Annotated in this window: 36 protein-coding genes; 1 reads left to right on the top strand and 35 read right to left on the bottom strand. The window is 56.5% G+C overall.

Annotated elements, in window-relative coordinates:
- Positions 1-34: 34 nt before the first annotated feature.
- The 20 genes from AACV31_RS00380 to AACV31_RS00285 form a co-directional block, all read right to left on the bottom strand.
- Positions 35-625, bottom strand: coding sequence for a tail assembly protein (locus AACV31_RS00380; RefSeq protein ID WP_165154895.1), 591 nt, complete (start codon positions 623-625; stop codon positions 35-37).
- Positions 622-1341 carry a C40 family peptidase gene (locus tag AACV31_RS00375; protein ID WP_165154897.1) on the bottom strand — a complete coding sequence of 240 codons (720 nt, stop codon included), beginning with the start codon at positions 1339-1341 and terminating at the stop codon, positions 622-624. The genes AACV31_RS00380 and AACV31_RS00375 overlap by 4 nt, the downstream gene beginning before the upstream one ends.
- Before the next feature lie 2 nt (positions 1342-1343).
- The gene (locus AACV31_RS00370) at positions 1344-2120 is read right to left on the bottom strand and encodes a phage minor tail protein L (RefSeq protein ID WP_165154899.1); all 777 of its coding nucleotides are present in this window, start codon (positions 2118-2120) and stop codon (positions 1344-1346) included.
- A complete protein-coding gene (locus AACV31_RS00365; RefSeq protein WP_165154901.1) occupies positions 2117-2464 on the bottom strand; it encodes a phage tail protein in 348 nt (115 codons plus the stop codon). The genes AACV31_RS00370 and AACV31_RS00365 overlap by 4 nt, the downstream gene beginning before the upstream one ends.
- Before the next feature lie 64 nt (positions 2465-2528).
- Positions 2529-3098 (bottom strand): zinc ribbon domain-containing protein, encoded by a 570-nt coding sequence (locus AACV31_RS00360; protein ID WP_165154903.1) that lies wholly within the window; start codon positions 3096-3098, stop codon positions 2529-2531.
- 84 nt (positions 3099-3182) lie between these two features.
- The gene (locus AACV31_RS00355) at positions 3183-5903 is read right to left on the bottom strand and encodes a phage tail tape measure protein (protein WP_165154905.1); all 2721 of its coding nucleotides are present in this window, start codon (positions 5901-5903) and stop codon (positions 3183-3185) included.
- Positions 5900-6151, bottom strand: a complete 252-nt coding sequence (locus AACV31_RS00350; protein ID WP_097566006.1) for a DUF1799 domain-containing protein — start codon at positions 6149-6151, stop codon at positions 5900-5902. The genes AACV31_RS00355 and AACV31_RS00350 overlap by 4 nt, the downstream gene beginning before the upstream one ends.
- Positions 6152-6213: 62 nt before the next feature.
- Complete coding sequence (locus AACV31_RS00345) at positions 6214-6525, bottom strand: phage tail assembly chaperone (protein WP_165154907.1); 312 nt, start codon at positions 6523-6525, stop codon at positions 6214-6216.
- A gap of 88 nt (positions 6526-6613) precedes the next feature.
- Positions 6614-7294, bottom strand: coding sequence for a phage tail protein (locus AACV31_RS00340; protein WP_110783079.1), 681 nt, complete (start codon positions 7292-7294; stop codon positions 6614-6616).
- A 48-nt stretch (positions 7295-7342) separates the two neighbouring features.
- Positions 7343-7756 carry a phage tail terminator-like protein gene (locus tag AACV31_RS00335; RefSeq protein WP_165154909.1) on the bottom strand — a complete coding sequence of 138 codons (414 nt, stop codon included), beginning with the start codon at positions 7754-7756 and terminating at the stop codon, positions 7343-7345.
- Positions 7753-8166, bottom strand: a complete 414-nt coding sequence (locus tag AACV31_RS00330) for an HK97 gp10 family phage protein (RefSeq protein ID WP_165154911.1) — start codon at positions 8164-8166, stop codon at positions 7753-7755. Before AACV31_RS00330 ends, AACV31_RS00335 begins: the two co-directional genes overlap by 4 nt.
- 1 nt (position 8167) lies before the next feature.
- Positions 8168-8518 carry a hypothetical protein gene (locus AACV31_RS00325; RefSeq protein WP_165154913.1) on the bottom strand — a complete coding sequence of 117 codons (351 nt, stop codon included), beginning with the start codon at positions 8516-8518 and terminating at the stop codon, positions 8168-8170.
- A 3-nt stretch (positions 8519-8521) separates the two neighbouring features.
- Entirely contained in the window at positions 8522-9004 is a 483-nt protein-coding gene (locus AACV31_RS00320; protein WP_165154915.1) for a DnaT-like ssDNA-binding protein, read from the bottom strand.
- A 40-nt stretch (positions 9005-9044) separates the two neighbouring features.
- Positions 9045-9272, bottom strand: a complete 228-nt coding sequence (locus tag AACV31_RS00315) for an Ig-like domain-containing protein (RefSeq protein ID WP_239985030.1) — start codon at positions 9270-9272, stop codon at positions 9045-9047.
- Positions 9273-9307: 35 nt separating this feature from the next.
- A complete protein-coding gene (locus AACV31_RS00310) occupies positions 9308-10267 on the bottom strand; it encodes a major capsid protein (RefSeq protein ID WP_165154919.1) in 960 nt (319 codons plus the stop codon).
- Complete coding sequence (locus tag AACV31_RS00305) at positions 10267-10950, bottom strand: hypothetical protein (RefSeq protein ID WP_165154920.1); 684 nt, start codon at positions 10948-10950, stop codon at positions 10267-10269. The genes AACV31_RS00310 and AACV31_RS00305 overlap by 1 nt, the downstream gene beginning before the upstream one ends.
- Before the next feature lie 75 nt (positions 10951-11025).
- Complete coding sequence (locus AACV31_RS00300; RefSeq protein ID WP_165154922.1) at positions 11026-12129, bottom strand: hypothetical protein; 1104 nt, start codon at positions 12127-12129, stop codon at positions 11026-11028.
- A complete protein-coding gene (locus AACV31_RS00295) occupies positions 12113-13528 on the bottom strand; it encodes a DUF4055 domain-containing protein (protein WP_165154924.1) in 1416 nt (471 codons plus the stop codon). Before AACV31_RS00295 ends, AACV31_RS00300 begins: the two co-directional genes overlap by 17 nt.
- Positions 13528-15018, bottom strand: a complete 1491-nt coding sequence (locus AACV31_RS00290; RefSeq protein WP_165154926.1) for a terminase — start codon at positions 15016-15018, stop codon at positions 13528-13530. The genes AACV31_RS00295 and AACV31_RS00290 overlap by 1 nt, the downstream gene beginning before the upstream one ends.
- Positions 15018-15542 (bottom strand): terminase small subunit, encoded by a 525-nt coding sequence (locus AACV31_RS00285; protein WP_165154928.1) that lies wholly within the window; start codon positions 15540-15542, stop codon positions 15018-15020. Before AACV31_RS00285 ends, AACV31_RS00290 begins: the two co-directional genes overlap by 1 nt.
- A 65-nt stretch (positions 15543-15607) precedes the next feature.
- Here AACV31_RS00285 and AACV31_RS00280 point away from each other — a divergent pair, with 65 nt between their 5' ends.
- The gene (locus AACV31_RS00280; RefSeq protein ID WP_165154930.1) at positions 15608-15997 is read left to right on the top strand and encodes a hypothetical protein; all 390 of its coding nucleotides are present in this window, start codon (positions 15608-15610) and stop codon (positions 15995-15997) included.
- Between the two features lie 177 nt (positions 15998-16174).
- Here the strand turns inward: AACV31_RS00280 and AACV31_RS00275 are convergent, their stop codons facing one another.
- The 15 genes from AACV31_RS00275 to AACV31_RS00205 form a co-directional block, all read right to left on the bottom strand.
- Positions 16175-16354, bottom strand: coding sequence for a DUF1378 family protein (locus AACV31_RS00275; protein ID WP_165154932.1), 180 nt, complete (start codon positions 16352-16354; stop codon positions 16175-16177).
- A gap of 42 nt (positions 16355-16396) precedes the next feature.
- Positions 16397-16684, bottom strand: coding sequence for a hypothetical protein (locus AACV31_RS00270; protein ID WP_165154934.1), 288 nt, complete (start codon positions 16682-16684; stop codon positions 16397-16399).
- 109 nt (positions 16685-16793) lie between these two features.
- On the bottom strand, positions 16794-17501 hold the full coding sequence (locus tag AACV31_RS00265; RefSeq protein WP_165154944.1) for a phage antirepressor KilAC domain-containing protein: 708 nt from the start codon (positions 17499-17501) through the stop codon (positions 16794-16796).
- A gap of 209 nt (positions 17502-17710) precedes the next feature.
- Positions 17711-18190 (bottom strand): lysis protein, encoded by a 480-nt coding sequence (locus AACV31_RS00260; protein ID WP_165154946.1) that lies wholly within the window; start codon positions 18188-18190, stop codon positions 17711-17713.
- Positions 18191-18193: 3 nt separating this feature from the next.
- Entirely contained in the window at positions 18194-18700 is a 507-nt protein-coding gene (locus AACV31_RS00255) for a lysozyme (protein ID WP_165154948.1), read from the bottom strand.
- A complete protein-coding gene (locus AACV31_RS00250; protein WP_255491250.1) occupies positions 18697-18939 on the bottom strand; it encodes a hypothetical protein in 243 nt (80 codons plus the stop codon). The genes AACV31_RS00255 and AACV31_RS00250 overlap by 4 nt, the downstream gene beginning before the upstream one ends.
- Positions 18940-19002: 63 nt before the next feature.
- Positions 19003-19296 (bottom strand): hypothetical protein, encoded by a 294-nt coding sequence (locus AACV31_RS00245; RefSeq protein WP_165154952.1) that lies wholly within the window; start codon positions 19294-19296, stop codon positions 19003-19005.
- Positions 19297-19881: 585 nt separating this feature from the next.
- Positions 19882-20595 carry a bacteriophage antitermination protein Q gene (locus tag AACV31_RS00240; protein WP_165154954.1) on the bottom strand — a complete coding sequence of 238 codons (714 nt, stop codon included), beginning with the start codon at positions 20593-20595 and terminating at the stop codon, positions 19882-19884.
- Entirely contained in the window at positions 20592-20954 is a 363-nt protein-coding gene (locus AACV31_RS00235; protein WP_165154956.1) for a RusA family crossover junction endodeoxyribonuclease, read from the bottom strand. The genes AACV31_RS00240 and AACV31_RS00235 overlap by 4 nt, the downstream gene beginning before the upstream one ends.
- A complete protein-coding gene (locus tag AACV31_RS00230) occupies positions 20951-21238 on the bottom strand; it encodes a DUF1364 domain-containing protein (protein WP_032984187.1) in 288 nt (95 codons plus the stop codon). The genes AACV31_RS00235 and AACV31_RS00230 overlap by 4 nt, the downstream gene beginning before the upstream one ends.
- 2 nt (positions 21239-21240) lie before the next feature.
- Entirely contained in the window at positions 21241-21441 is a 201-nt protein-coding gene (locus AACV31_RS00225) for a hypothetical protein (protein ID WP_007668838.1), read from the bottom strand.
- 3 nt (positions 21442-21444) lie between these two features.
- A complete protein-coding gene (locus AACV31_RS00220) occupies positions 21445-21900 on the bottom strand; it encodes a YbcN family protein (RefSeq protein ID WP_165154959.1) in 456 nt (151 codons plus the stop codon).
- Positions 21901-22307: 407 nt separating this feature from the next.
- Positions 22308-22655 (bottom strand): hypothetical protein, encoded by a 348-nt coding sequence (locus tag AACV31_RS00215; protein WP_165154961.1) that lies wholly within the window; start codon positions 22653-22655, stop codon positions 22308-22310.
- Positions 22652-23386, bottom strand: a complete 735-nt coding sequence (locus AACV31_RS00210; protein WP_165154963.1) for a replication protein P — start codon at positions 23384-23386, stop codon at positions 22652-22654. Before AACV31_RS00210 ends, AACV31_RS00215 begins: the two co-directional genes overlap by 4 nt.
- Entirely contained in the window at positions 23383-24285 is a 903-nt protein-coding gene (locus AACV31_RS00205) for a helix-turn-helix domain-containing protein (RefSeq protein ID WP_165154965.1), read from the bottom strand. Before AACV31_RS00205 ends, AACV31_RS00210 begins: the two co-directional genes overlap by 4 nt.
- Positions 24286-24288: the final 3 nt, after the last annotated feature.

Genomic DNA, 24288 nt, shown 5'->3' with positions numbered 1-24288 from the left:
AGCCGCCCGCAGGCGGCCTGTTATCTGGTTTAACTTACTGCTGATCTTCGGCATAGATGCCCGCCGATATCACCGCCCCGCCGATCCGGCGTTTGCCATAGAGAAGCGGCACCGGGTAGCCCTGGGAGGCGGTATTGGTCACGCCGCCGAAGGCGTAAGACGCGCGATTGTCGGCATCCTGCTTGCTGGCAAGGCCCGGCACCTGGGGGGAAAGCATCTGGATAACACCGCCCAGCATGACGGCCGCGCCCATTTTCATCATGGGAACGCCTACCGCACCGCCGCCGAAATAAGTGATCACCGCCCCCACCACTACCAGCACCGCCCCTAAAATCGTCTGGCCGATGCCCGCCCGTTTGCTGCCGATAACCACGGGAACGATGCGGATCACATCGCCGGTAACAGGAAAGCCCAGCTCATCCACGCCGAGGTTTTTCTTGCCCCGGAATACGTGGTAAGCCAGCCCGCGCTGTTTGCTGGTGTTCAGGAACTTCTCGAAGCCAGGGATCGTGCAACAGAGCGCCCTCACGGCCTCCGCCGTGCTTTTGACGGCCCGGAGGTGGGTTTTGCCAAATTGTCGCGCCAGAGCGCCGCCCAGCTCGATTTTCGTTAATGTCTGCGTCATGCCTCCCCCGTCAGATCCTTGTGGCGCACAATCTTCATGGTTCGTTCACGCCAGTAGCCCCCGTAAGGCGTGCGCCCCGACTGGTGGCCGTACAGGTGGTGCAACAGCATGTTGCCCTCCAGCAAAATCCCGGCGTGGTTCCAGCGCGGTGCGCTTACCTGCATGATCACCATGTCGCCCGGCCGTGGCGGCCCGTCGAACTCCCGAAAGCCGCATTCATACCAGCAATCCTGATAAAAATTTTCAGTGTGTCCGGCTTCCCACCAGTGATAATCGACGCGGTAGTCGCGCAGCTCGATCCCGTGCTCCTGCCGGAAATAGCTCATGATCAGCCCCCAGCAGTCATAGACGCCCAGCACAAACGGGCGGCCAATCAGCGGCAGCTCGCCGCGCGGGTAAATGGTGCGTAAATCACCCTCCGGCCAGCTCACGATATGCCAGGGCAGCTCTGTAACGTCGCACTGCGCCTTATCCAGCTCGCTCGGCTGGCTGGTGGCGTCAGGGTGGCTGTGAACGATGCCCACCACGTCGCCCTGATCTTCAGCGCGGGCGTAGTCCTCCGGCGCGATGCGGAAATGCTCCGCCGGGTCGGTGGCTGTGTTTCTGCAGGGGATATAACGCGGCTGGCCGTCCTGCAGGATGACAAGACCGCAGCACTCCTGCGGGTAGGTCTGCGCCGCGTGCGCTTTAATCTCCTGAATCAGTTTTTCATCCACGTTTAGCTCCTGATAAGACTGGTGCCGGGGAATCCGCCGAAGTCGAGCGGCTGCGCCTCACCGAATCGCAGCTTGCAGGCCGTCAGCGTGCCGTTGCAGACGTCCAGAGCCGGATCGTCCACGGGGTTATTCAGGCGGTCGAAATAGCGCGTGCCAGCGTAGGAACAGCCGTCGCCGCTGCGGTATTTGCCGTTAATGCACCAGGTACACAGGGAATGCAGCTGGCGGCGCGGCAGCTGTAACCCCTCCAGATCCATTGGACTGGAGAGGACAAACTCCACGGCCTCGTTCGTTTCGCTGGATTTGCCGTTGATGTAGTAAACGCGCCGGATCTCCTGGGTCGGGTCTGCCGTCGTGTTGCCATCGGGGAAGTTACGCGCATCGAGGTACTGCACCAGGGTTTCCCTGATTATCACTTTCGCCTTAAACAGGTCGTCATACGCGAGACAAAGCGCGGTGATCGAGGTGTCCAGGTTTGCGACGGTGAGCTTTGGCTGTGCGCAGGTGCCGTCGGTTGATGCCTCAATGCCTTCAATCTGGCACGGCCAGGCGGAATATTCTTCGCCCTGCCACCAGATTGATTTGGCCGGTAGCTTGTTTTCGTCGCCACCCGCAGCGGCGATTTCCTCGGGAGTGTGCGGCAGGTTGTAGGAGTGGAAGCGCAGCACGTCGGGCATGTCGAAAGACTCGCCGCTCACCTCAAACAGCCGGATCGTGTTGCCGGGCTCCAGCTGCTGATAATCACGATAAAGTTTTACGGGGCGGTTGGTGGTAGTCATGGTGCGCAAGCCTGCTTAAATGTGGCGTTGATGGTCATCACGTTACGGGAGAGCGGGGCCGAGCGGATTGATTCAGGGTCGACGCGCCATAGGCTCGTTTCACCGTTCGGCGCCGTCCAGATGAAGGATTTGGCGACGTGTCGTCGCACAAAGGCCAGCACGGCCAGCATCTCGCCATTTATGCCGCTCATCTCGACCGGCCAGCTCTGAAACTCCGGGTTGATGCCATCGGCGGCCACCTGCTCGTAACCATCGCCGAATTTCGCGCGGCGAACGGTTGTTGTGTATTCGCCCTGCATACCTGCCTGGATCTGCGTCGGCCAGCTAAAGGTTTCGATTGCCATCCGGTTTCCTCCGGGCAATAAAAAACCCGCCACGGTGGGCGGGTCTGATGGTCAATAATGTATTTCAGGGTTTCGCCGCGCCCCATACGTGCTGTAGCGCCGTTAGCTCGCTTTCCAGCGCGGCATCAAACCGTTCGGCGCAAAGTTGCGGCATCCCGGCGCGAAGCTGGTTAATTTCCTGCTCGTTGCTTGCCATAATCACGCTTGCCTGCTGGCGAGGCATCCGGGCAACATAGGACGCGGCCAAAGCCTTAACGGCGGCGCGGTTCAGTTCAGCGGCTTCCCCTTCGCCGATCACGAAGTCAGCCCCGACCCGCTCGCGCTCCGGCGCTGCCACACTTGCAGGCTCAACCGCACTTCCGCAGTGTTTGCATTTGCGGGCTTCTGGGCTGATTGGCTCGGCACAAAACGGGCATTTAACCTGCTTTTCACTTTCACCCTTGCCAAACAAGATCATTAGCAAGCCGCAAAGCACTATAAAGGCACCGATGAAGATATGATTTTGCCGCGAGGCGATAAGCCCCAGATTATTAACCCTTCTCCCGCTTTCGGTAAGCACGGTAACATCCATGTTTAAGGCAATAACGGCCCAAATCAGGCCAACGGCCAAAACGGCGCATCCAATCTTTTTCATCGTTCCTCCCGGTATCATTGGTTTTAATTTGTGCAACCGAAAAGCCTAGCGCGGCACTGGCCCAACACTTTGCGGACGGTCAATTTATCGGGCTTTTGTTGCGTTCCAGATAATGCCGCCTGGCCGCGTCTCTCTCATGATCCCTGCGCGGATGGATTCGTTGATGGTTTGCTGATAAGCACGCTGAACAGCCGCCGAGTTTTGGCTCTGCTGTTTTTGGTCGTCGCTGCCACCGCTCTGGTTAACCGTAACGGAAGTTTGAACAGTTACCGAGCCAGATCCGCCAGTCAACCCGGCGCGCGGAGCCTTGCCAACGTAACCGCCATCAGAATATCCCGGCGCCCCGTTCATCATGGCGTAAAGGTTGTTAACGCCAATTCGTTCAGTGGCTTCTTTCGTAAATACAAATTCGCCGCCGTGGACAATCCCCTTTGGCTCGTACTTGCCGCCGGGGCCGGTATAGCCTCCAGTGGCAAAACCGAAAAAGTCACCTATTGCCGTTCCCTTTAAAGCGCCCATTGCTGATTTCATGGCCTGTACTTCAGCCATCTTAACGAGCATTTGCGCAAGCCCTTTCAGCACATCAGACAGAAAATCATTAAAGCTGGCTTTCCCAGTGGTAACGAAGTCTACCAGGAAGCTGGTCATTCCGGTAAAGGTGTTCTGGCTGAAATCGTAAACCTGCTGGAAGGTGTTAGTTGCGCTGTCTTCATAGTCAGCCCACGCCACCTTTGCACCAGCTCTCCAGTCATCGCGTAGCTTGTTCTCTTTCTGATAGGTGGCCTCCAGCTCTTGTATCGCCCGGTTGCGCGCCTCGGGGTTTGCAGCATAGGTTGTATTGATGCGGTCGCGTTCGGCGTCACGCTCGGCTTCCCGGCTCGACTTCCCATCCATTTTGGACTGAATTTCAGCGCGCTTTGCTGCCTGCTGTTCGGCAAATCTGGTCGCCTGCTGCTCAAGCTGGTTAAGCTTCTTCTGCTGTTCCACCTTGTCGCCCAGGGCTGCCAGTTGCTGGCGATAGGCCAGTGTTTGCTTGTCAGCCGCAAGAGTGATCTGCTCCTGCTGGCTTAATCCTTCCTCCTGCGCCTTTTTGGTCAAAATGGCGATTTCAGATTCAGTTTTCCAAAGGTTTCGCCGCTGCTGGCTGATAACGTCATTCGCCTGGCGGTGCTTTTGCAACACGTCCAGCTCGGCTTGCAGCGCCAGCAGGTCGCGCTGGGCATTATCGGATGAACGCTCAATAGTGCCGCTTCCCTTCGGCTTGCCTTTTTTGTTCTCCAGATCCTGAAGCTGCTTAATCTCTTTTCGCTTCTGGTCTATGAGATATTGCGCCTGTTTCTGCGCCGCCTCGTTGCCGGTTCCCGCCAGTGTTTTCTGGTTTTCTAGTAACTGGTTCAGCTCGCGCTGCGCATTGGCTATCCGGTTGGTCGAATAGAATTGCTTTTCCGTTTCATCTGTAACCGCCTTGACGTGCTTGCTGCTCGCCTTGAGGACTTCCTCCATGTCCTTTTGCGTTTGCAGAGCGCGCTGCCGAACGCTTTCCCCTTTAATCTCATCCTGGCGCATCTGAATATCTGACATTGCACCAGTGGAGAATGCCAGCGTGCCAATCGCCAGCCCTTTAGCTTTTTTAGCGGCAACATCCAGCCAGGTATCGCCGAGGGCGGCTACTTTCTGCTGGTGGTCGGCGATGATGTTGTTCAGCGCGGTGAAATTTGATGCATCCTTGTATTCTTTAACTCTCGCCGCAGCCTGCTCATAGTTCATCCCCACATCGATCAACTTGTCGATAGCGTCGCTGGCGCTGTCTTTGGTGGTGATGTATGCCTTTGCAACATCGTCAGCACTTTGGCCGGATACGTCGGCCAGATGTTGAACGCTTAAGGCTACCTTGTCGGAAAAGTCACCACTAAGCCCCGTCGTTTTTTCAATGCTTTCGCGGATCTTAACGAATTCATCATTCGCCTTGAGTACGCTATAGGCAAGCGTGCCGAATACTGCCGCAGCGGTGCCGATAGCCACGTTTAGCGGCGTGACGAACGTCATGAGCGCCCGCAGCGCTCCGGCAATACCCCCGAAAGAATCCTTGATCTGGCCGCCCTGCTGAATAGCCACCATCCAGACCGGCATTCCCGATGCGAGAGACGTCACCACGTCGGTGATCTGCATGGGCAACATGCGCATAGCCTGCTGATACTGGCCCGCGCTAATGCCGCCTTTCTTCCAGGCCTCGTCCTGTTCGCGCAGCCTGGCGATAAGCGGCGCCGTCTGCTGGGCTACGCCCAGTTGTGCCGCTTTCAGCTCCAGCAGTTCGATCCGGGTTTTACCGATGGCGTTTACCTGATCCTCTAACGAAGATACAAAGGATTGTGCCGTTGCCGCGGCACGCTGCGCCGCCCTGGCCTGCTCCAGTCGCGCCCGCCCTTCTGCCGTTTCCGCGTCCTGCGTTTCCAGTAATCTGGTGCGCGTGGTCTCTAAAATCTCGTTGTAGCGCTCGTACTGCTCAAGGCTTACCAGAGATTTGCCGCGAAAGCTGGCGAGATTCTGCTGGATGGTGTCCAGCTCATCGAGCGCCTTGTTTACCGGGCTGATTTTATTCAGCAGCGCCTGTAACTCCTGCTTTTGCTCGCGCAGGCTTGCAGAGCTTTTTTTCTGGCTCTCGGCACCAGCCCGGAAACTAGAATTAAGGTCGTCGGCACCCTTCGCGGCGCTGCCGGCCGCCTGCTGGAAGTCAGCTAACGCCCGGTTTCCTCGATCCAGATCGGTGGTGTTTACGCGAAGGGAAATTGTGGCGATATCACTCATTCCGCCCCCTGATCTTTATAAATCGTGTTCAGTGCGGCGCGCTCCATTACGCGGATATCCCGCAGGGCTGCCGCCTCGTCCTCTACGCCATGTAACTTCATCAGCCAGGGCAGGACGTTGTAATCAAGACCGGTTGCGCCGCTCGCCCCGGCCCGCCACTGCGTGGCGCACGCCTGGAAGATACAGAACGCATCCCAGCAGTCGGGCCACACCTCGATCACTTCGTCGTCGAAGTCGTCCGCCGTCAGGCCAAAGGCGGCCAGTTCTTCGGCGGTCGGGTCAGGCGTATAGAACGCGGAGGCAGCCCGGATTAGTTTTTTTCGCGGTTGCCCAGCAGTTCGCGATAGTAGGTTTCTGTGATGGCCTTCAGCGCGCCGGGGTAGTTATTCAGGAGCGTTTCCAGATTCTCGCGGCTGAACTCGTCAGGCAGCGCCCAGGCGGTGGTGATATCGGTTAAAAAGTCGATGGCGTTCTTTTCATCGATATTTTCCAGCTGCGCCAGCTGATCGAGCGGGTAGTGTTTAAACGTGAAGGTCAGCACGCCATCATCATCACCGGCACGCGGGATCTTCACGTCGGCTTTAAAGGTCGGGTTCGGGTGTAATGCAAATTTAGTGGACATATCGGATTCCTTAGCGCCCCGTTGCCAGGGCGGCTGTATTTCGCGGGTTAAAGGGAGATTGCTTGCGGGGCGCAGTTAAGCGCCGGGATCACGGCTTAGGGGCGCTGGCGTCCTGATCCTTGTAAAACGCCATGTCCATCGACTTAACGGCAAACGAAACCTGCACCGTCTCAACGGTGTTAACGGCGGTCTGCGGCTGCGGGTCAAACGACGGGGTGCCGCTCCAGTAGCGGGTTTCGGTGGCTTTCGGCACGTACATTTTCAGCGGCAGCGTATCGCCGCGGCGGTCGGCCTTTTTCAGCACCTCATAGATCGGGAGGCTGGAGTCATGCGCCAGGGTGATGGTCTGCGTTTTCGCGGCCTTGTAGGTCGCAAGGTTGCGCTGGCGGTCATCCTCCAGAAACTGGATCTGGATGTACTGCTGATCGCCGCCGGACTGTGAAAGCTCGGTAATCTGCGGGATCAGCGTCCAGGCGGTGATTTTGCGCAGCGAGCCGACGCCGTTCCCTTTCGGGAAAAAGTTTTCATCAGAGGAATCGATGATGCCGATCGTTACGTCATTTTCCGTAACGTCAGAGACGCGCGCCGCCAGGTAGTTAATCAGCGGCCAGCCGGACGTGATCAGCACCTCGTCGCCGGTTTTCAGGCCGTGGCCCTCTGCGCAGGTGAAAACCGCGCCTTTGGCGTTAGAAACGGCGGTGACTTTGATTTCATCGCCGAACTCAGAGCCCACCTGAATGGTCGAGCCGTTAGGAAGTTGAAAGCCCATTCTGGCCTCCTTGTGAAAATGGATATAAAAAACCCGGCGGGTGCCGGGTTAGCTGGAAATGTCAGCGCGGTAAGGGATGCTTACCGGGATTGAGTAGCGGGTGTTTCGTGGGTTCAGCACGCCCGCATAGATAGCGGGCTGAGCGCTTACCCAGCAGGCGAAGCCGTCGCCCTGCACGCTCTGCCCCTCCGGGAACAGGGCCGCCACCTGGCGCGCCAGCGCTCGACCGACACTCGTTCCGCTGCCGACCGGCACAACAACATTCACCTGAAAAATGCCGGGGTAAACGTGGCAGGTCAGGCCGAGATCGAGCGTCTGCGGCGTGGCGGGCATATCGAACGATTCCAGGAAAATGCCTGCGGGCTTGTCGCCGGGGCAGTTCTCGATGAAAAGCGGGATTTTCTGGCCGTCGGCCCATGCGCCCAGCCGGGCATTCATGGCCGCGCCGATATCGGGGATCACGTTCGCACCTCCCGCGCTGCGGCATCAAAGAAGCGCTGAAACTCAGCGGCGGTGATGCGTACCATGCCGCCCGGTGCCTGCTGTGAATGGCCCATTTCCAGCGCGTAGGCGTAGGGCAGGTTGTTGGTAAAGTAAACCGACGTCATGCCCACCTTAAACCGCTCGATCACCAGCGAGCCGCGGGCTATCGTTTCGGTGCCGGTCTTATCGACCGTTGCAAGCGTGCCGTCCGGCGCGTTGTTAAAGCCCACCAGCCAGTTACCGCGAAAGCGCCCGGTATCAACGGGTGACATCTGCACCAGGCGCGCCAGAATGCGCAGGCTGGCCGCACGCACCACTGTTTCCTGGTTGGCTTTCGCCCTGTCCACAAATGCGTTTATGGAGGCCATAAAGGCGGCGTTTTCGCTCATGTCATGCCCTCAGTTGCGCGCGGTAGCAGATCAGCAGATCGGCAGGCTTAACCGGGTTCGGCTTAACGATGCGGTATTGCGTGCCGTCGATATCCACCAGATCGCCCACCAGCAGCTCCTGATCGGCGGTAAACACGATCCGCACGTCGCCGCCGATGATTAGGGTGCCGTCCACCTCTGCGGGCTGGTAATCACTGCGAACGCCGACGGCATCAAAGCGGGTTTCTGGCCGGACGTGTTCCACCCCGGCGATCACTTCAACCCCTCCGGGCCGGGTGATCTTCCAGGTGGTGCCGTTGCAGCTCAGTAGCTTTTTAGCCGTCGCCCTCATTCGCGGATAACTGATCGGCATGGCTCAATCCCTCATCACGCGAAAGTTAACGGACGACGCCCCGGCGCCCAGCAGTTCCCCCAGCAGCGGGCGCAACCAGGGGAAATAAACCCCGGCTCCCAGCGTCTGCTCGCTGTATTTGATGGAGACTGCGCCACTCACCGCTTCTTCCAGCGCCTGCGCGCCGCCAAAGCCCGGCATCAGGTCGATTTCCTGCGCCGAAACAGCGAGCCGGTATTGCGCCTGAATAAGCGCCTGCGGGATTTCATCGTCGGGGAAAGGCTCACCCCCTACCGTTACGCCTGCACGCGGCCACGGCAGCGGCTGGGCCGGTTTCGTTGGCTTTCCTGTCCACGGCTGGATGTTCAGATAGTCGAGCGCCTGAAACAGCAGCATTTCCGCCGATTCCTCCGGCACGTCATAACCACGGGAAGAAGCAAAATCCAGCAGGCCCGCCACGTCGCCATAGCTGTTAAACGTCGGGGAAGTCGGGTCGTTATCGATCATGGGGATCTCCATGAAAAAAGGGGCCGAAGCCCCTTAAGCGTTACTCTGGTGCTGAAACCGTAACTGCGTGCGCCTCGCTGGCTACCTTGCTGCCGTCGCTGTTCTGCGCGGTACAGACAGCGGCGGCGGTGCCAGCGGCCACACCCTCCATTACCCCGGTTTTCGGATCGATGGTCGCGACAGCTTCATCGTCAACAGACCATGCGAGGGTGTAGCTTTCGGCGTCGGCAGGCTCAACGGCAGCGGTTAACGTGATGGTTTCCCCCACATTCACCCCCGCCGGGCCGTTCACAGTTACGGTTTTTACTTTGCCGGGGCGGTTTTCCCGAATGTGACCAGCACGCCAGCGGTGTCTTTGTCGCTGGTGCGTACTTTCTTCCAGTTTTTGGAGGTGGTCAGCTGCTCATCGGTCGGCGACTTGATGGCACTATCGGCCCACTGATAACCCTTGAGGCCGACGGTGTAGTCGTATTCGCCCTGCATCAGCGCTTTGAGGTTCTCTTTGCCCAGTACCGGCTGCGCCGCCATGCTGAGCGGGGAAGTCTGCACCGCAGCAGCGCCAGCGGTCAGACCGAGAACGTGCTGAAGATCACCCTCAGCCAGTGCCGGGATATCGGAGATCACGAAGCGGCGGCCCAGCCCGTCCTGCATGATGTTCACGTTGCCGATCTGGAAAAGGCGGTTGGCGTTGGTCAGCGACTCGTCGATGAAATCGTTATAGGTCGCGCCATCCATCACCCACGCCACCAGACGCGAGAAGGCATCACCCATCGGGCGTGCGCCTTTGTTCAGGCCCGCCAGTGATGGTTTCACGCCTTCAGCGGTGGAAAGGTTGGTAACCATGTTGCTGTTACCTTTGATGGCCGCCAGCAGCGCGCCACACGTCGCGTTGAGGTAGTCCTGAAGCATGGCTTCGGTAGCCTGCGCAGCCACGACAGAGGACGCTTCATCTACGTTTTTACCGAGGCGCTTCATCATGGTTGGCGTGATCGAAATCGGGCCAATACGGCCATCAACTTTCACCATGCGATCCAGAATCTGGCCCAGCTCCTGAGGGGTCAGGTCACCGTCTTTGTAGGCGTTACGGCGCTGCGCCATACCGCCGATAAGCTGCCAGCTGGTGCGCTCGATGTAATCACCGATGTGATCGCCAGAGCCCATCACCAGCGCGCCGCCTGAAGCCGCGTTGAATCGCTGTACTTGCTGGGCCACCAGTTCGGTCGCCGCGGTAGATACTTGTGCCTGGAATACGTTAAGAGTCATTATTCATTTCCCATATTTTTAATAATTTTCGCGGCTTCGCTCACAAGGTCGTTGCCGCCCAGCCCGTCAGCGCCGCTGGCAGGTTTCGAAGGGTCACCCGCGCCGCCGGTGCCGCTTGCTTTTGATCCGATGATCACGCCCGCAAAGGCTTTGTTGCCGCTGAACTCCGCGCCCAGCTCGTCAACGGTCAGCGCCGAAGGCTTACCGCTGGCATCAAGCACGCGGGTAACCGGCTTGCCGTCCTGCATTTCCACTGCCAGGCGGCTCCTGATATGCGGCAGCATGACCGGCGCGGCTTCGCCCGCTAATTTGGTTGCGAGGCTCTGCGCCACGTTGTCCACCAGCAACGTATTCAGCGAGCCGTTCAGGCTCTCGATCTGGCTCTGATAGCGCGCTTCGGTGTCGGTCAGCTTCTGTTTCCAGCTGTTTTCGATGGCGGTCACGTCGCCCTCTTTGCGGGCCTTTTCCTCTGCCGCTTCGCGCGCTGCCTTCTCGGCGGCTTCACGCTTGGCCTTCTCGGCCTTTTTCTCGCCCAGCAGCTCGTTTACTTTGGCCTCCAGGCCCGACACGTCAGGCAGCCCCTCAATAGCCAGCTGGTAACCGTCTCCGGCTTCCTGATACATGGCTTTGTGTTCGTCCGGCAGTGCGGAAAACGCGGCTTTATCAATCTTGAATTTGAACATCATCAACTCCGTCGAGATGGTCGCGGCCTCTGGCCGCAGGAAAGAAAAAGGGCCGCCGCTGGCAGCCCCTGGGGATTAGTCGAAAGCGCGCGGCTCAAGCCGTCGCAGCTGATCGAGGGTGAGAAATTCCCCCCGGTCGTTAAAGAAGTCCGGCACCTTAAGTTTCCCGGCCCTCAGCAGGTCGGCGCGCTCCTTACCCAGCACGGCCTTTTGCCGGTTGTAAGGCTGGCGCTGTAGCCAATCTGAATAGGTGGTGTCTCCGGGTGTCTGCCCGTCCATGCTGGCGCGGGTGCCTGCGTCCAGCTCGTCGGCATCGATCCCCAGCTCCCGCCAGGATTTGAGGATCAGCGTCTCGGTTGAGCGGCAGCAGAAATGCGCCCTGCCCGGCCCGCGCAGGTATGGCACGTTATGGCCGATTGGCTTCCCGTCCAGCGTGTATTTAAGCCGGTCACGAACAATGCAGATCGTGGTTGTGCGCGTGTCGAGCGTCGAAAGCCACTGTTTTCCCTTCACCATGTCGCTGTTCGCGCTGGCGAACGATTGCCGGGCGGTGCTGGCAACGTGGGCTATGGCCGTTCGGGTCACTGCCGCCAGGTTGCGCCGGTTCTCCTGAATCGCCCCGTCCTCACGGTTGGCCGCTCTGGTGCCGACAACGCGCCGGGTAATCGTCTCGGTGGTTTCGCCAAGCAGGTAACCCATGCGCACCGCGTTGGTGATTTTGGTCAGCCGGTCGGCTTCCAGTTTCGTGGCCCATTCGGACAGTAGCCGCCCCTGAAACGGTCGCGAGACGGCAGCGGCATACACCTGATCGGGTGTGATGGCCTGTAGTTCGACGTGGTTTAACACCGCTTCCGGCAGTAGCTGGTTAAACAGGTCAAACTGATAGCCCGCCTCATGCTCCGCAAACGCCGCCAGCTCGCCTTTCAGCGCTTCGGTGACGGGTTTATATGCCTTCTGGTTAAGACGGCGCACAGACGCCAGCAGGGAGGCCAGACGGCGCTCGCTCCAAGTTGCCGCGTCCACGCCCTCCAGGACGTTCAGCAGCTCGGCGGAAAGCATCGCGTCGGCCTCGTTGAGTAGCCGGATCATCTTGCGGGCAGCGCCGTTGCCGTAGCGCGCCACGTAGAGTGCGTGGCTGATCGCCTCATCGCGCAGCTGGTCGTTAATCGTCGCCGCCATCGTTCAGGCTCCCGGTAAGGTCGTTCTGCTCTCTCAGGGCGGTTTCCACTTCCTCCGGGCTCACCGTCGGATCGACAAGGCCGATTGACTGCATGTAGCGGATGAAATCCACAAGCAGCATTTTCCCGGACTGCACCGCAGCCAGCAGGGCTGTAATGGCCTGAGAATCGAGCTGTGCGACTTCGTAGCGCTTATTGATGGCAATCGTACCGCTACCGCCAGCAAAGGCCGCAGCGAACGCGAGCGCGCGATTTATGGCGGCTTCCACGTTCCCCACGCAGAGAGACAGGATAGAGTTATCGGTCTGCGCCTCATCGGCGGCCTGCGTGGCCGTCCTGGCAGCAGTGCCGCGCTCCACCAGCTTCGCGCCGAGCATCGCCATCTGTTTCTCGCGACGTTCAGCGACGACAATCGGCAGGTTGCGATCTTCGGCCTGGACGATATCGAGTGTTCCGCCAGCAGGCAGAAGCACGCCGGTAGTGGAGCCGATGCGAATCCCTTCTTTCAGGTATTTATCCGCCCAGGGCTCAGTGAGCCCGGAAACGGTGGGCGTCGGGTTGCCGCACAGGTGGGCAATCTCGGCGATATCCGCTTCGGCCTGGTAGTGCTTGACGTTCATCGAGGCGATATCCGCCAGCGGGGGAACGTCCGGCGTGTGGTCGTTATTGGCCGCGCCAATCCATGACCACGGCAGATCGGTTAGCGATTTGCCCGCCTTGTCGAGAATCGGTGACAGGCTGGTGGACTTCACGCCTTCCTCAGCGGATTGTTTCCAGATGCGCACATGGGCCTTGCCATCAACCAGGCGAAGCTCTGTCCACTTAAGGCGTAGCTCAAGCCGGAACTCGTCAGGCAGATCCACGGCTTCCCACTCTTTCAGCACGACAAGAGAGGTTTTGCCGTTGGTCACGCGCCAGTTGATGATCTGCGCGGCTTTGTAGAGTTTCAGCAGCGGGCGCCCGGTGCGTGCCAGCGGTTGCTCGCCGCTGCCGGTGTAGTCGGTCAGGATACCGGCCCGGCCTTTCTGAAGGTTTTGCGATACGGCATCACGTGCAAGCTGATCGAGTGATAAGCCCTGGCCGTCAACGTCTCCCGCCAGCACCTCCAGCGCGCCGGTCAGCTCAATCTTTAAGGGTTTGGCAAACGCGATGCCCAGCAGCCCCTGCAAGGTGCGCCCGGTGGCATTCAGGAACGGCGCGCGCTTCACGTAGGCATCGTAACGGATGCACTGGGGATCGCTTTTCTGCCAGTCGCTGGAGGGATGCGGAAGGTAAACCATGCGGCGCTTACCTTTGCGCTTAATGGCGCGCTCACCGTCCACGCAGTCGGCCACCAGCTGCCACTCGTCGGCGAACTCTGACCAGGCGGGGTGATGAAAATCTATGTTCAGGTCTGCCATCAGTACCCAATTCCTATGTTGATATCCGTCGCGGGCTTGATGCGGCTCATCGCTACGGCGAAGTAGCGGAAACCGTCCGAAGCGTGCGAAGTGAAGTCGTGCAAAGGGTTGTCTTTCCAGCAGCCGCGTTTGGCATCCCACTCTTTGCGGTAGGCTTCCAGGTGGCTTATCCCTTCCTCGCATTTCACGCTGTCAAAGGCGCAGCGGGGCAGGATTTCGCGCACCAGCTCGATCCCCTCGGCCACGCCGAGCTTCGGCACCACACTGAACGAGATGGAATAGATTTCGCCGTCCACCTCGTAGCCCTCGCGCGCAAGCTGGCGACGGGATTTGCCATCGTTCGCAAACTCGCGGTTGTCGATATCGTGGGGCGCCCAGTGTTCGGCGTAGGTGTAGCCCTTTTCCTTGAGGATCTTCATGTAGTGGCGAAGCCCTTCGCCGCTGTTCTCGTAGTAGTCGATGATGTGGAATTCATTACCCACCACGCGCACAAACCAGATAGCCGTTGAGTCGCCGACGCCGATATCCCAGAACGTGTAAACGGGCTGGTGGTCGTTGTCAGGTAACTGGCCGATGCGGCGTTGTGCGTAGAGGATGGCGAACTGTTTCGCGTAATACGCGCCTTCCACGGACTGCTGGAACGCCTCGGCGGGGATCGACGGGTATTCCCGTTTCATGTCGTCGCCGAGGGTGATTTCTTTGGCCTGATACCAGGCTTTCTGGCGGTCGTTGAGCGTAAGGCGGTGCTTCGCCTCCAGCTCATCGAAATAATCGCGCAGGCGCTGCGGTAGCGGCTCTACGGGGTCGATTGCATACTGGGGGTTCATCCACCAGCTGAAAAAGAAGAATTTCCAGCTTAGTTGAGAGAGGGTCGCACCAGATAGCGCCGCTTTTTCCGCAGTCTGGCAATAATCGAAGAAATAGCCCGCGCGGCCTTCTGCTGTGCTTTCAATCGTCGTGAAACAGTCAGTTGAAACAGCCTCAAAAGCACCCGTGACAATTTCGCGCGCCTTGTCCGGGTACTTTGCGCAGATCTTCCCGAACTCGGAAACGTGAAGATAGCGCAGCGTGCCGCCACGAAAAGACGTCGAAACGTAGAGCGAGCCGCCCTTCTTAAAAACCAGCTCACCAGCGGCATCATTAGACGCAGGATTAGCCGCCCGGATTTCCTCAGGCAGTCGATCATAGGCATATTTGATTTTCTCGCGGAATAGTCGTTTTGCGTCGTTGAGGGTGTGAGCGATAAGCGCACACTTTGCCCCCTCAAACAGCGCGGCATCGAGCTGGATAATGCACACCAGCGTTGTAAAGCCGAGCTGGCGCGCCTTCAGGATGATGTTTCGTGTATGCATCCCCTCGAAGTAGGCCAGCTGTTCGGGGGTCATCTTGAAACGTACCGGCTTCCCGCGTTTATCGGTGATCCAGTACAGGTGGTTAAGCCGCCAGAATTTATCCCTTAGCCGGGCGAGGTGTTCAGGTCTAAGCGCCATCAGGCACCCCCTGAGAGCTCATCCATCAGGTCGGAAAGTGAATCAACGGTGTGATTGGTTTTCACCTGTTCGCGGAACGCCTGCACGTCTACATGTTTGCCGAGTAGCTCCAAGTTCTTAACTTTGTCCGGCCATTTAATCTTTTTGAGGATCGTCTCTTCGGTTTCCTCGTCAAAGTTGCGAATAGTCGAAGCCAGGTCGATGCCCTGTAGCGTGATGCGCCAGCATTTAGGCCACTGGCTAACAGCCTTTAACGATCCGTCATCATTGAGAATGTCGGCCACGTCCATCTGGTCAATCTCAACCAGGCGCTGGAGCACATAAGCAGCATTTATACCCACGTCCTCGTTGCGCTTATTCTTGAGTTCGGCGATTCTGTTCTGGATGTCAGGTTTTGACAGGTTTTCGGAGGCGGTGCGGTTAGCCGTTTTGACGCTGTACCCCGCCCGAATCGCCGCCTGTGTGGCGTTTAAGTCGATGAGGTACTCGCGACAGAACATTTCTTGTTTGTCGGTGAGTGCCATATTCTTACGTAATTACCTATGGTTTAATATTCAATTAATAACCAACAGAAATTTATAGTTTAAAAATGATTATTCCAGATCAGAATGACATATTGCTTGCCTGCAAAGAGGTAAGGAAAAATTTTGAAGAAGATCAAAGCATTAGGGGTAAAAGATTTCCAACTGGATGGTGCGGTGATGCCTCAGTAGAATTAAAAAAGGTTCTAAAAAGGAAGTTTGGAATCGATGCAGATCTGTGTTCGGGTGATCTGTATCCTGCTCATGAAATAACAAGGTACAATCATATGTGGCTTGAATACGAAAATTACATCATCGATATAACTGCTGACCAATTCAATCACCTTAACTTTAATAACCCTGCTGTTATGGTTACATCAGATAGAACTTTTCATGAAAAATTTCAGTATGGACGTAAGGTAAATGGAAATAGGATTGATTCTGGCAACTCAGAGTAAAAGTTTTCTGTCACATTGATAAAACTATTAATTCCTTCGGCGCGCAAAGAGCCTCTGTAATACATGCCGTCTTTCCGGCTGTCCGCATAAGCCACCGGCAAGGATTAGGCCGGGAGCCAACCGGCGCTTATGCTGCGGGTGTTATTAGCCCCACAGCCCGCTGGGGTAATCGCTTTTTTAATTGGCGCTTTGGCTCTGGCCCTGCTTTTCTGCAAGACGCTGTTCCACCAGCGCATCAATCTCTGCCTGTTTCTCTGCGGCCTTACGCTTGAAATACTCGCGAACTGTCACCCAGCCACCAGCGATAAGCAGCAGCGTTACGCCTGCGGCACTGTAAGCGGCCAACATGAATGTCATATCCATTTATTTCTCACAATAAAAAACCGCCCGTAGGCGGCTTTAATGTTTCTGGCACTTTAGGCTTAGTTGCCTCTGGACGCTTTCAGCATCTCCTTTCGCCAGGACTATCTTATTGTCACTTCCAGTTACAAGGGTGTAGATCCCTATAGACTCGTTTCGCGAACAAACTTCCACGGTGACAGCGCCGTCGAGATCCCGAAAAACGAGCTGTAGAACATCTTTACCCTCGATTGCCAGAAACTCTGATGGCGCTTCACCCTCAAAGGTTCTTATCGCTTCCAGTGGCCCCGCAGTGCTGCCTTCGATAGTTACGATTAGTCTTTCCACAGTTTAGCCTCGTATTATTGTACACAATATAGACTACACCGGTTTTTTTAACTTTGCAATCAGGCACTTACTGACGTTCTCGTCAACCATACGGCAGGAAAAGCAGCGCTTAAGCAGCGGTATCGCGGTTAAGCTTTTCCGCCGTAAGCAGACCGGCAACCCACTGAATCCCCTTAGGGGTGAATACAGCTTGGGTGAAAGCGTGGCCGTTGCGCTTATTCTTCCCGGTTTTCATCGCGAACCGGCCAGCGGCGAGATGCTGATGATAAGGAGTCATTTTGCCAGCGAGCCGGTACATGATGCCCCTATCCTGTAGAAACATGCGGAAGTCAGTTTCTTTCACCTTGAAAAGTTTCGCCGCCTGCCGGAAGGTGAACGTTCCAGACGCCTTAACGTAACTATCAACAAACTCAGCCTTAGGCGCGGCAATCGCAAGCTGGCTTTCCAGCTCTGCTTTCTTCTCCGCAAGGTCAGCAGCCAGGCGCAGCGCTTCCGGCAGCGTTTGGGGAATTTGCGGGCCGTGCATAACCTTCAGCTTCGCCAGCACGGATCGACGGACGGCTTTGGATTCCCTCATGCCGACCAGTGTCATCTGCTCCATATTCAGCATGGTGTAATGCGTCTTATGGCCCGTTCTCCCAACTACGAAATTTTCGTAGTTTAATTTCTCATCAATCTCGTCATTGACGCGGGCGTGGAAGTCGGACGGCCTTACTGGCTTCTCGCCTGCCTCAATACGCGATGGGTTAATAATGCTGTTCAGAAAGTCCAGGCTGCTCATTGCTACCGAACGTTCGAAGGCAATCATCTGACTCATTACGTTTTCATTTTAGAAAATTGAGCCTGTCCCACAGAAAAGCCGCCCCGAGAGGTCGCCACCTTTACGGCAATTCTCAGGCTCAACTTTCTGAAAGGCTCGGGTTACTAAAGCGCGTGGGGTGCGCTGTACTGCAAGCACGAAAAGCCCCGCACAGGGGCTATTAAGCAGAAAGTCACTTGTCGAATTTCACGCAGAGGAAATTTTTTTTACTGCCGCGGCTGCGATACCGGGCAATGCGTTTTGATGTAACTCTGTAAGCCGTAAACCTGCTTGTTTACTTCCCCTATTCGCTCCCGGAGAGTGAAATAATCCCGTTGAGCGGCGTCATCAAGTCGGGGGGCGGTTGCATCAGCGCCGCCGGTGGCGCCGGTGGCGCCGGTGGCGCCGGTGGCGTTACGCACTCGCTCACAGGTGGCGTTGAGCTGCAACCGGCGAGTGCCGTTAGCGACATCAGCACGCAGCTGATCATTCTCAGCTTTGACACGGGCAATTTCTCCTGTGTACCAGGCATCGAGCTCTGCAAGTTTGCGCTGGCCCTCCAGCATCTTTTTATTTGCATCTTTAACCGCGTTTAATTTTCGATTAACTGCGGTTAAAGATGCCCGCGATTCTGTGAGCTGGTCGTGGTAATAGAACGAGGTGAGAGTGGCGATCAGGGCCAGCAGGCCCAGCAACCGGGTTAACATGGCTCACTCCTTGAGGCAGAGCGCACGCTCTTTCTGGCTCCTGGTAACCAGCCCTGGCAGCTCTTTACTTGCGGCGTAACGCCATCTCAGGAACTGATCGCAGGCGGCGCGCTGTTCGCCCTGCCGGAACATGCGAAACAGCGTCGAGTTTTTCACTTTGCCGCAGCCCACGCGAAACGTCAGAGATACGGCAGCGCTGAATGCGTTTTCGGTCAGCCGGTCACCAGCGCCATAGCGAATTACGCAGCGTTCAGCCTCCAGGATGTTGCGCTCCCAGTCTTTGGCGATCTGCTCCATCGATTTGCCGTAGCGAACGCCGTGGGTGTTGCCGATCCCGTCGGTAAGCACGCCAGCCGGGCAAACGTATGGATTAACGCGGCACCCCTCGGCATTACCGATCAGCTCAAGCCCTTCCTGGTTGGTTCGGACGTTCCCACCAGCCAGCACCAACATGATCGCCGCCACCACAGAACAAGCCCCACCAGCTGCGCCCGCTTTCTTCATGCTCATTTGAACATCCTCGGCTTTGCGACCACTCGGCCTTCTCTGGCTGCGCGCTCAATCGCCCGTGTTTGCCTCCACTGGAAAACGATGGAAGCGATAAAAGCCAGCGGAGATATGATCACAGTGGTGACCAGAGCCCACTCGTAGAGGGTAAGAGAGTGGAGCTGTTCATAGAACGACGCCAGCGCCAGCTGGATAGCTCCCAGTCCGTGCGGCGCATAGTGAATAGTGATTTTATCATTCATAGGATTTGTAGCTGGATACAGCTCATCAAAAGGCATTTAAGGGCTTTAAATGCCTAGCTTGCATCAGGCAAAAAAAAAGCCACCCGTCGGTGGCTTATGATTCAGCGAAAGGGGGATTCCCGCTTTCGCTTTTAACTGCGCGTTTTCATCTTTCAAGCGATCGACATGGTCACGCAACCGTTCGATTTCCTTATTGGCGTTATCCCGGTCACGCTGGAGACCTTTGATGGCTTCGCCGTTGGACGCTTGTACTTCTTTAAGAGTATGGACCGCTGCTTCAGTCTCATCGACGGTGTCGACGATCCTAACAGCAAAAAAACTGACAATGGTCATAAGCAAGCCAACCATTGCAGTCAAAATCCAAACCTTTACACCGGAAGCAGAGTTTTCAGGGGCTTCTATAAGATGATCCTTCTACCAAGTTAAAATACCCGACGTGCGGCCGCATGTCAGAACCAAGGGTATCTTAACCGTAAAACTCAGAAAAAACTGGTAGAAGAAGTAAAAATAAGGTGAAAAAACAAGTGTTGCGGGCTTGATTGGTTATTTAACGAGCGAAAACAGCCATAACCCCCATACAGGGATGATAAAAAAAGTCATTGTGTAAACGACTGCGGGCTGAATTTTGTTCAAATTAAATTCCTTAGCAGGGCTTCGTGTGACCTACAAATCCAAACTACATAAAGAAAGGATAACGCACAAGAGGGAAAGCACTACTTTTTTCTGTTCAAATTGACATCAAAGGACGTCTTCGATGGCGCGGCATTATACTTGCATTCATGATGTAATCAATACACATCAATAGAATTTGCTATCAAAAAGTGCTCTGGGGGAACCATGTATCCACGATTTTGATAGCAAATAAAACGGTCTCAAAACCAATATTGTAAGTTCAAAAAACCGACTGACGTCGGAAATTTACACTTTGAGCAATTTACTAAATTACAATAAATTATCCCTCAAAATATTCATTTTTGCAAGACTTATATCGCAATTTGCAGCCTTTTGTTGCGAACGCACTCTTTGTACTCTTTCTAGAGAAACGTGATCTAGGACCTCATAAACCGCAAGCATTTTGTTCCAATGGGGCATGTAGTTTTGACTCCAGTTAGAAGGCTTCACGTCTAGCAGGCTAGCTAGTTTTTGAGACGTTAGACCAGAACTTTGTCCAATTAACTTGAATTTAACGTCCTGCGCAGCCAGCCATACCAGCGCGCGCAGGCGTGCCAGCGTTTTGGCTGCAATGCGTTTCCCCGCCAGTTGATCGCTGAATGCCTCCCAGCCCCAGCGCACGATCTCTACCTGATGGGCGTAGCGAGTGGCATCGGCATAGCACCACATCAGCCAGGCGGTTTCGTGTGGCTCCAGCGCCAGCACGGCGCGCCGCCAGCTTGCGGTGGCATACTCGACCGGCAGCACCAGCGGAATATGCGAGCCTTTGGCGCGCGACTGCACGCCAGGCACGGGGTCATTCCAGACGGCTACCAGTTCGCCCGTCTCCGGGTCGGTCACTTTAAGCGGCTTGCGCTTGTAGCGGTCGGTGATCAGCTGGGCATTCTCCGCGAACGCCACCAGCTGGCCTTTTGTGCTGCCGCTCAGGTCGGCCGTCGCCATGATCAGCTCTTGGCGGATAAATTCATAAGCCTGCGCTCTCACTGCTCGATCTCCGTTATTTTGATTCCCAGGCGGCCACCAGGGATCACTTCACCCCGCACCACTTTCAGCTCGTCTATTTGCGAGTCGTTTTGCATAAAGCCGCCTTTCTCCAGCGAGTCGCAGACCGCTTTTAAAATGTTGTCGATATCGCGGCGGCGCCTGTCCGGCATGTTCGCGATAATGCGTAGTTTCAACCGCGCATCGGTGTTTATGTCGAGCTTCAGGATGTGAAGGATTTCCGCCACGTCGCGGCGATACTGGCGCCCTTTCTTGTTGATGTAGGTAATACCCCTGCCCCTGCGCCAGTAGTCGTTAACGCTCGGCGGATATGGCAATGTAAATTCATAATCGCAAGTCATTTAATCAGCCCCATTTTCAGCCAGATAATCAGCGTTCTCGCCATCCCTTCCAGTGCGCACGTATGCGCATACTCCGCATCGGTTAGCCGCGTGCGCCGGTCGATTTCGTCGTGACATGCGCTACACGCTATTGTCGCCAGCAGATCGGGCGGCTTAATCCCCATCCCGCAGGCGCCAGGCAGGCGGATATGCGCCAGCACGCTGGTTTCGGGGTTGTGGTTGCATATGCCCGGAATGCGCACCTGGCACTCGATGCCGCGCGCGGCTTTGCGTAAGTCAGCCACGATCACCCCCAAATCCGTTGTTGATAGGTTCTGCTGGGCCGCGGTTCGTGACGGCTTTCCGGCAACTGAACGCGCACAATAAATTTCCGGCAGTCGGGAGAGAGAAAACGCTCAACCGCCACGCCGCGCTTGCGGTACTGGCTCATTAGCTCGTCGGCTTCAGTGAGGGTGCAATCAGTGTGCTCAAACCATGTTTTGCGCATCGGTTATGCCTCCTGTTTCGCGCGCAACTGCGCGTACTGGCAATCGTCGGGAATGGTGAGGCGGCAACCGATGTTCAGCGCCCAGCCCTCCACCTGCGTGAGAAAAAAGTGCATTTCGCCGGTATCGAGATCGGAGGTATGCCGGAGGGAGCGGATCGTGGTTTTCTCGCCGGTAATAACGTCTGTCATTTCCCGTTCTTCGTAGCCGAGATAAGAATGCTTCAGCGCGTCTTTAACCCATGCCGGAGAGGCAAAGGCTTTACCACGCTTGATCAGGTAAGCGCTGATTTCGCTAAACCAGACATGTGCCAGCGCGTTTTGTGGGAGGCTGCGAGAATCGCGCCAGGGCTTGATGATCAGGCGAAAGCATTCGCCTTTATCCAGCAGTGGCTGTAATTGCTGGCCGATGGCCGCAAAGTTGGATTTATGCAGCCTTACGCCGTCTTTCGGGAAGGTCACGCCGCACCCCCGTAGAGGCCGAACGCTGAATGTGAAAAAACGCTGGTCGCCAATGAAGCGGCGATCAGGTCCGGGAAAAGGATTTTTTGGTGTTTGTGCGTCACGGTTGATTTCTCCAGTGACGCCAGTATCTGCGGCTGTTCAGACCGCACGGATATTGTGCGGAAATGTGCGCGCAGAGGCAATATGTGTCATTTTGGGCTTTCCGCCTCGGACATTCGTTGTGATGTGGGAAAGCCTCATTCTGAAAAGCAATAAGTGACAACCAGAAATCCGGTTATTGATTAACCACAGGAAATAACCGGCCAAATCAGCACGCTGAGGGATTTATATCTTTCTCCACCCATTTGCGTTACGGCACCTTAAAAAACGCGCCAGCGCTTCATTTTGGCCGGTTAAATACGCTTTTAACGCCGCATATCTCCTGGGATGCTTGTTTTATTAGATTGATTGCGGCTATCAAACAATTTTGCAGCTGCCAGCGCGCCGTATACGCAAAGCACCCTGCGCATAGCTCCGCTCGCCCGGCACTCATCGAAAACGGTATTGATTGGCTCGTCTCCGTCCTGGTTCGGGTAACGATAGATGGCCCATTTATGGTGCCTTTCCTGCACCACCAGCTTTCCCTCACACGCCATTCTGCGCGCCGCATAAGCTACGGCGCCCCAGCTAACGTTATGTGCGGCCGCCACCTGCTCATTTGTAAATGTGGCGTGAGTTTTCAGGTACAGCTCAATGGCCTGGCGTCCTGTCATGGTTCACCTCGATCAATTTTTCCTCGGCTTTTCAGCAGGTCTCGGCGGATTCTGGCGATAATCTCCAGCCCCCTCTCACGGGTAACAGGCTGCGGCCTGGGTTGTTCGATCATTGCCACAGGCTCCGGTATGGCTTCACCGCTGGCGATGCGCTTTGCCATTTTCACCAGCTCAACCTTTGCCTGCTCTGCAAGCTCCTGCTCTGTCCAGCTGTTAAGCCGCATACCGCTATACAGGCCTGTAACCAGCCAGTAGTGCGCCGCCTGCTGCCACGGATAATCCGCCGGGGAGGCATAAAGCCCACGCCGCGCGCAGTAAGTACGCACCATCGCCAGCAGCTCGGCCACCGATGGCAGCCCGGCCAGCTCGAACTCACCTTCCCGGCACCAGTCGATAAATTGCCCTGGCGAGGGCCAGAATGGCGACAGGCTTGCGCGTGCTCGCTTCATGCCTGCGGCCAGTTGCTCCCGTCGGGTGATGCCGCTCTCTGCGAAAGCAATAATCCATTGCTGTTTTGCGGCCGCCTCGTCGGCGTCGGTGCGCAGGCTTGTAGCGTTCGCTGCCGGGAATACCTGCTTAAGCTGCCGAAACAGCGCATCCACCAGACGTTCGGCCTCGGAATTAACAACGCCTTTTGCGGGCCGCTCCTGGGTTGGTTGATATTTACCGGCCAGCCTTGAGAGTTCCCGGCCGTCACGGCGCGCGATGGCGTGGATGAGTTGCTGGGTCATAAAACGTCCTCCCAAGCTTCCGGGCTATTCCAGTGCGGCGTTTGCTGCTGCGGCGCTGCGGGGCGCTGCCGTGATGGTTGCATCATCTGCGCGGTTAGGGTCGGCCATTTCTCGCGCAGCTTCGCGGGGCTCAGAATGTTCGTCTGCCAGAAGTGATCTTCGTTCGCCCAGGCAAACACCTGGCAAATATCTCTATGGGTGACTTTCAGCGCACCACGCATCAGGCGAATATCGTTAGCCCATGCCGCCCAGTTTGGCTGGCGGGCAGCGGGGGCGACATGCTGCACTCTGGCAAACATCCATTGAGCCGCGCGGAGGTCGTCAACAGTTCCCCACTTATCGCCCTTCGGTGTTTGTATTCCCGCATCGGGTCTGACAGCCACAACCAAATCATCCTGTTTTTTCATGGCTCCAGAGGACGCGGTAGCGTTCTCTGACGTAATAGGTTCAATGACTGGTTCTAAAGAGTGACTGGTTATGGGGGCAGCTCCTGCCCCACCCCCTCGGGCAGCTCCTGCCCCACCCTCGGGCAGCTCCTGCCCCACCCCGGTCAGCTCCTGCCCCACCCCCTCGGGCAGTTCCTGACCTGGGGCAGCTCCTGCCCCACCCTTGCCGGATGCTTTTTTAACCTGGTTATCTAAGGTCAGATAGAACAGGTTCGACTGGTTCAGATCGCCGTTTTTGCGGTACTCCCTGCGAAGCAAACCCATTTTTTCCAGCGCGCGAATATGGTTTTTTACAGTGGATCTCCCGATTTCGCACTGGTCGGCAACATGCTGATAAGACGGCCAGCATTCACCTTGATCGTTCGCGTTATCGGCGAGTTTAATAAGCACCAGTTTTCGGAGTGGGTTACCCACGCTGATCCCCATTGCCTTTGCCATTAAACTCATACTCATAGG

Source organism: Cronobacter sp. EKM101R (assembly GCF_963888145.1).
In the GTDB taxonomy this organism is placed as follows: Bacteria; Pseudomonadota; Gammaproteobacteria; order Enterobacterales; family Enterobacteriaceae; genus Cronobacter; species Cronobacter turicensis.
The sequence above is the reverse complement of the archived record's forward strand: the minus strand, read 5'-3'. Positions and strand labels throughout refer to the sequence as shown.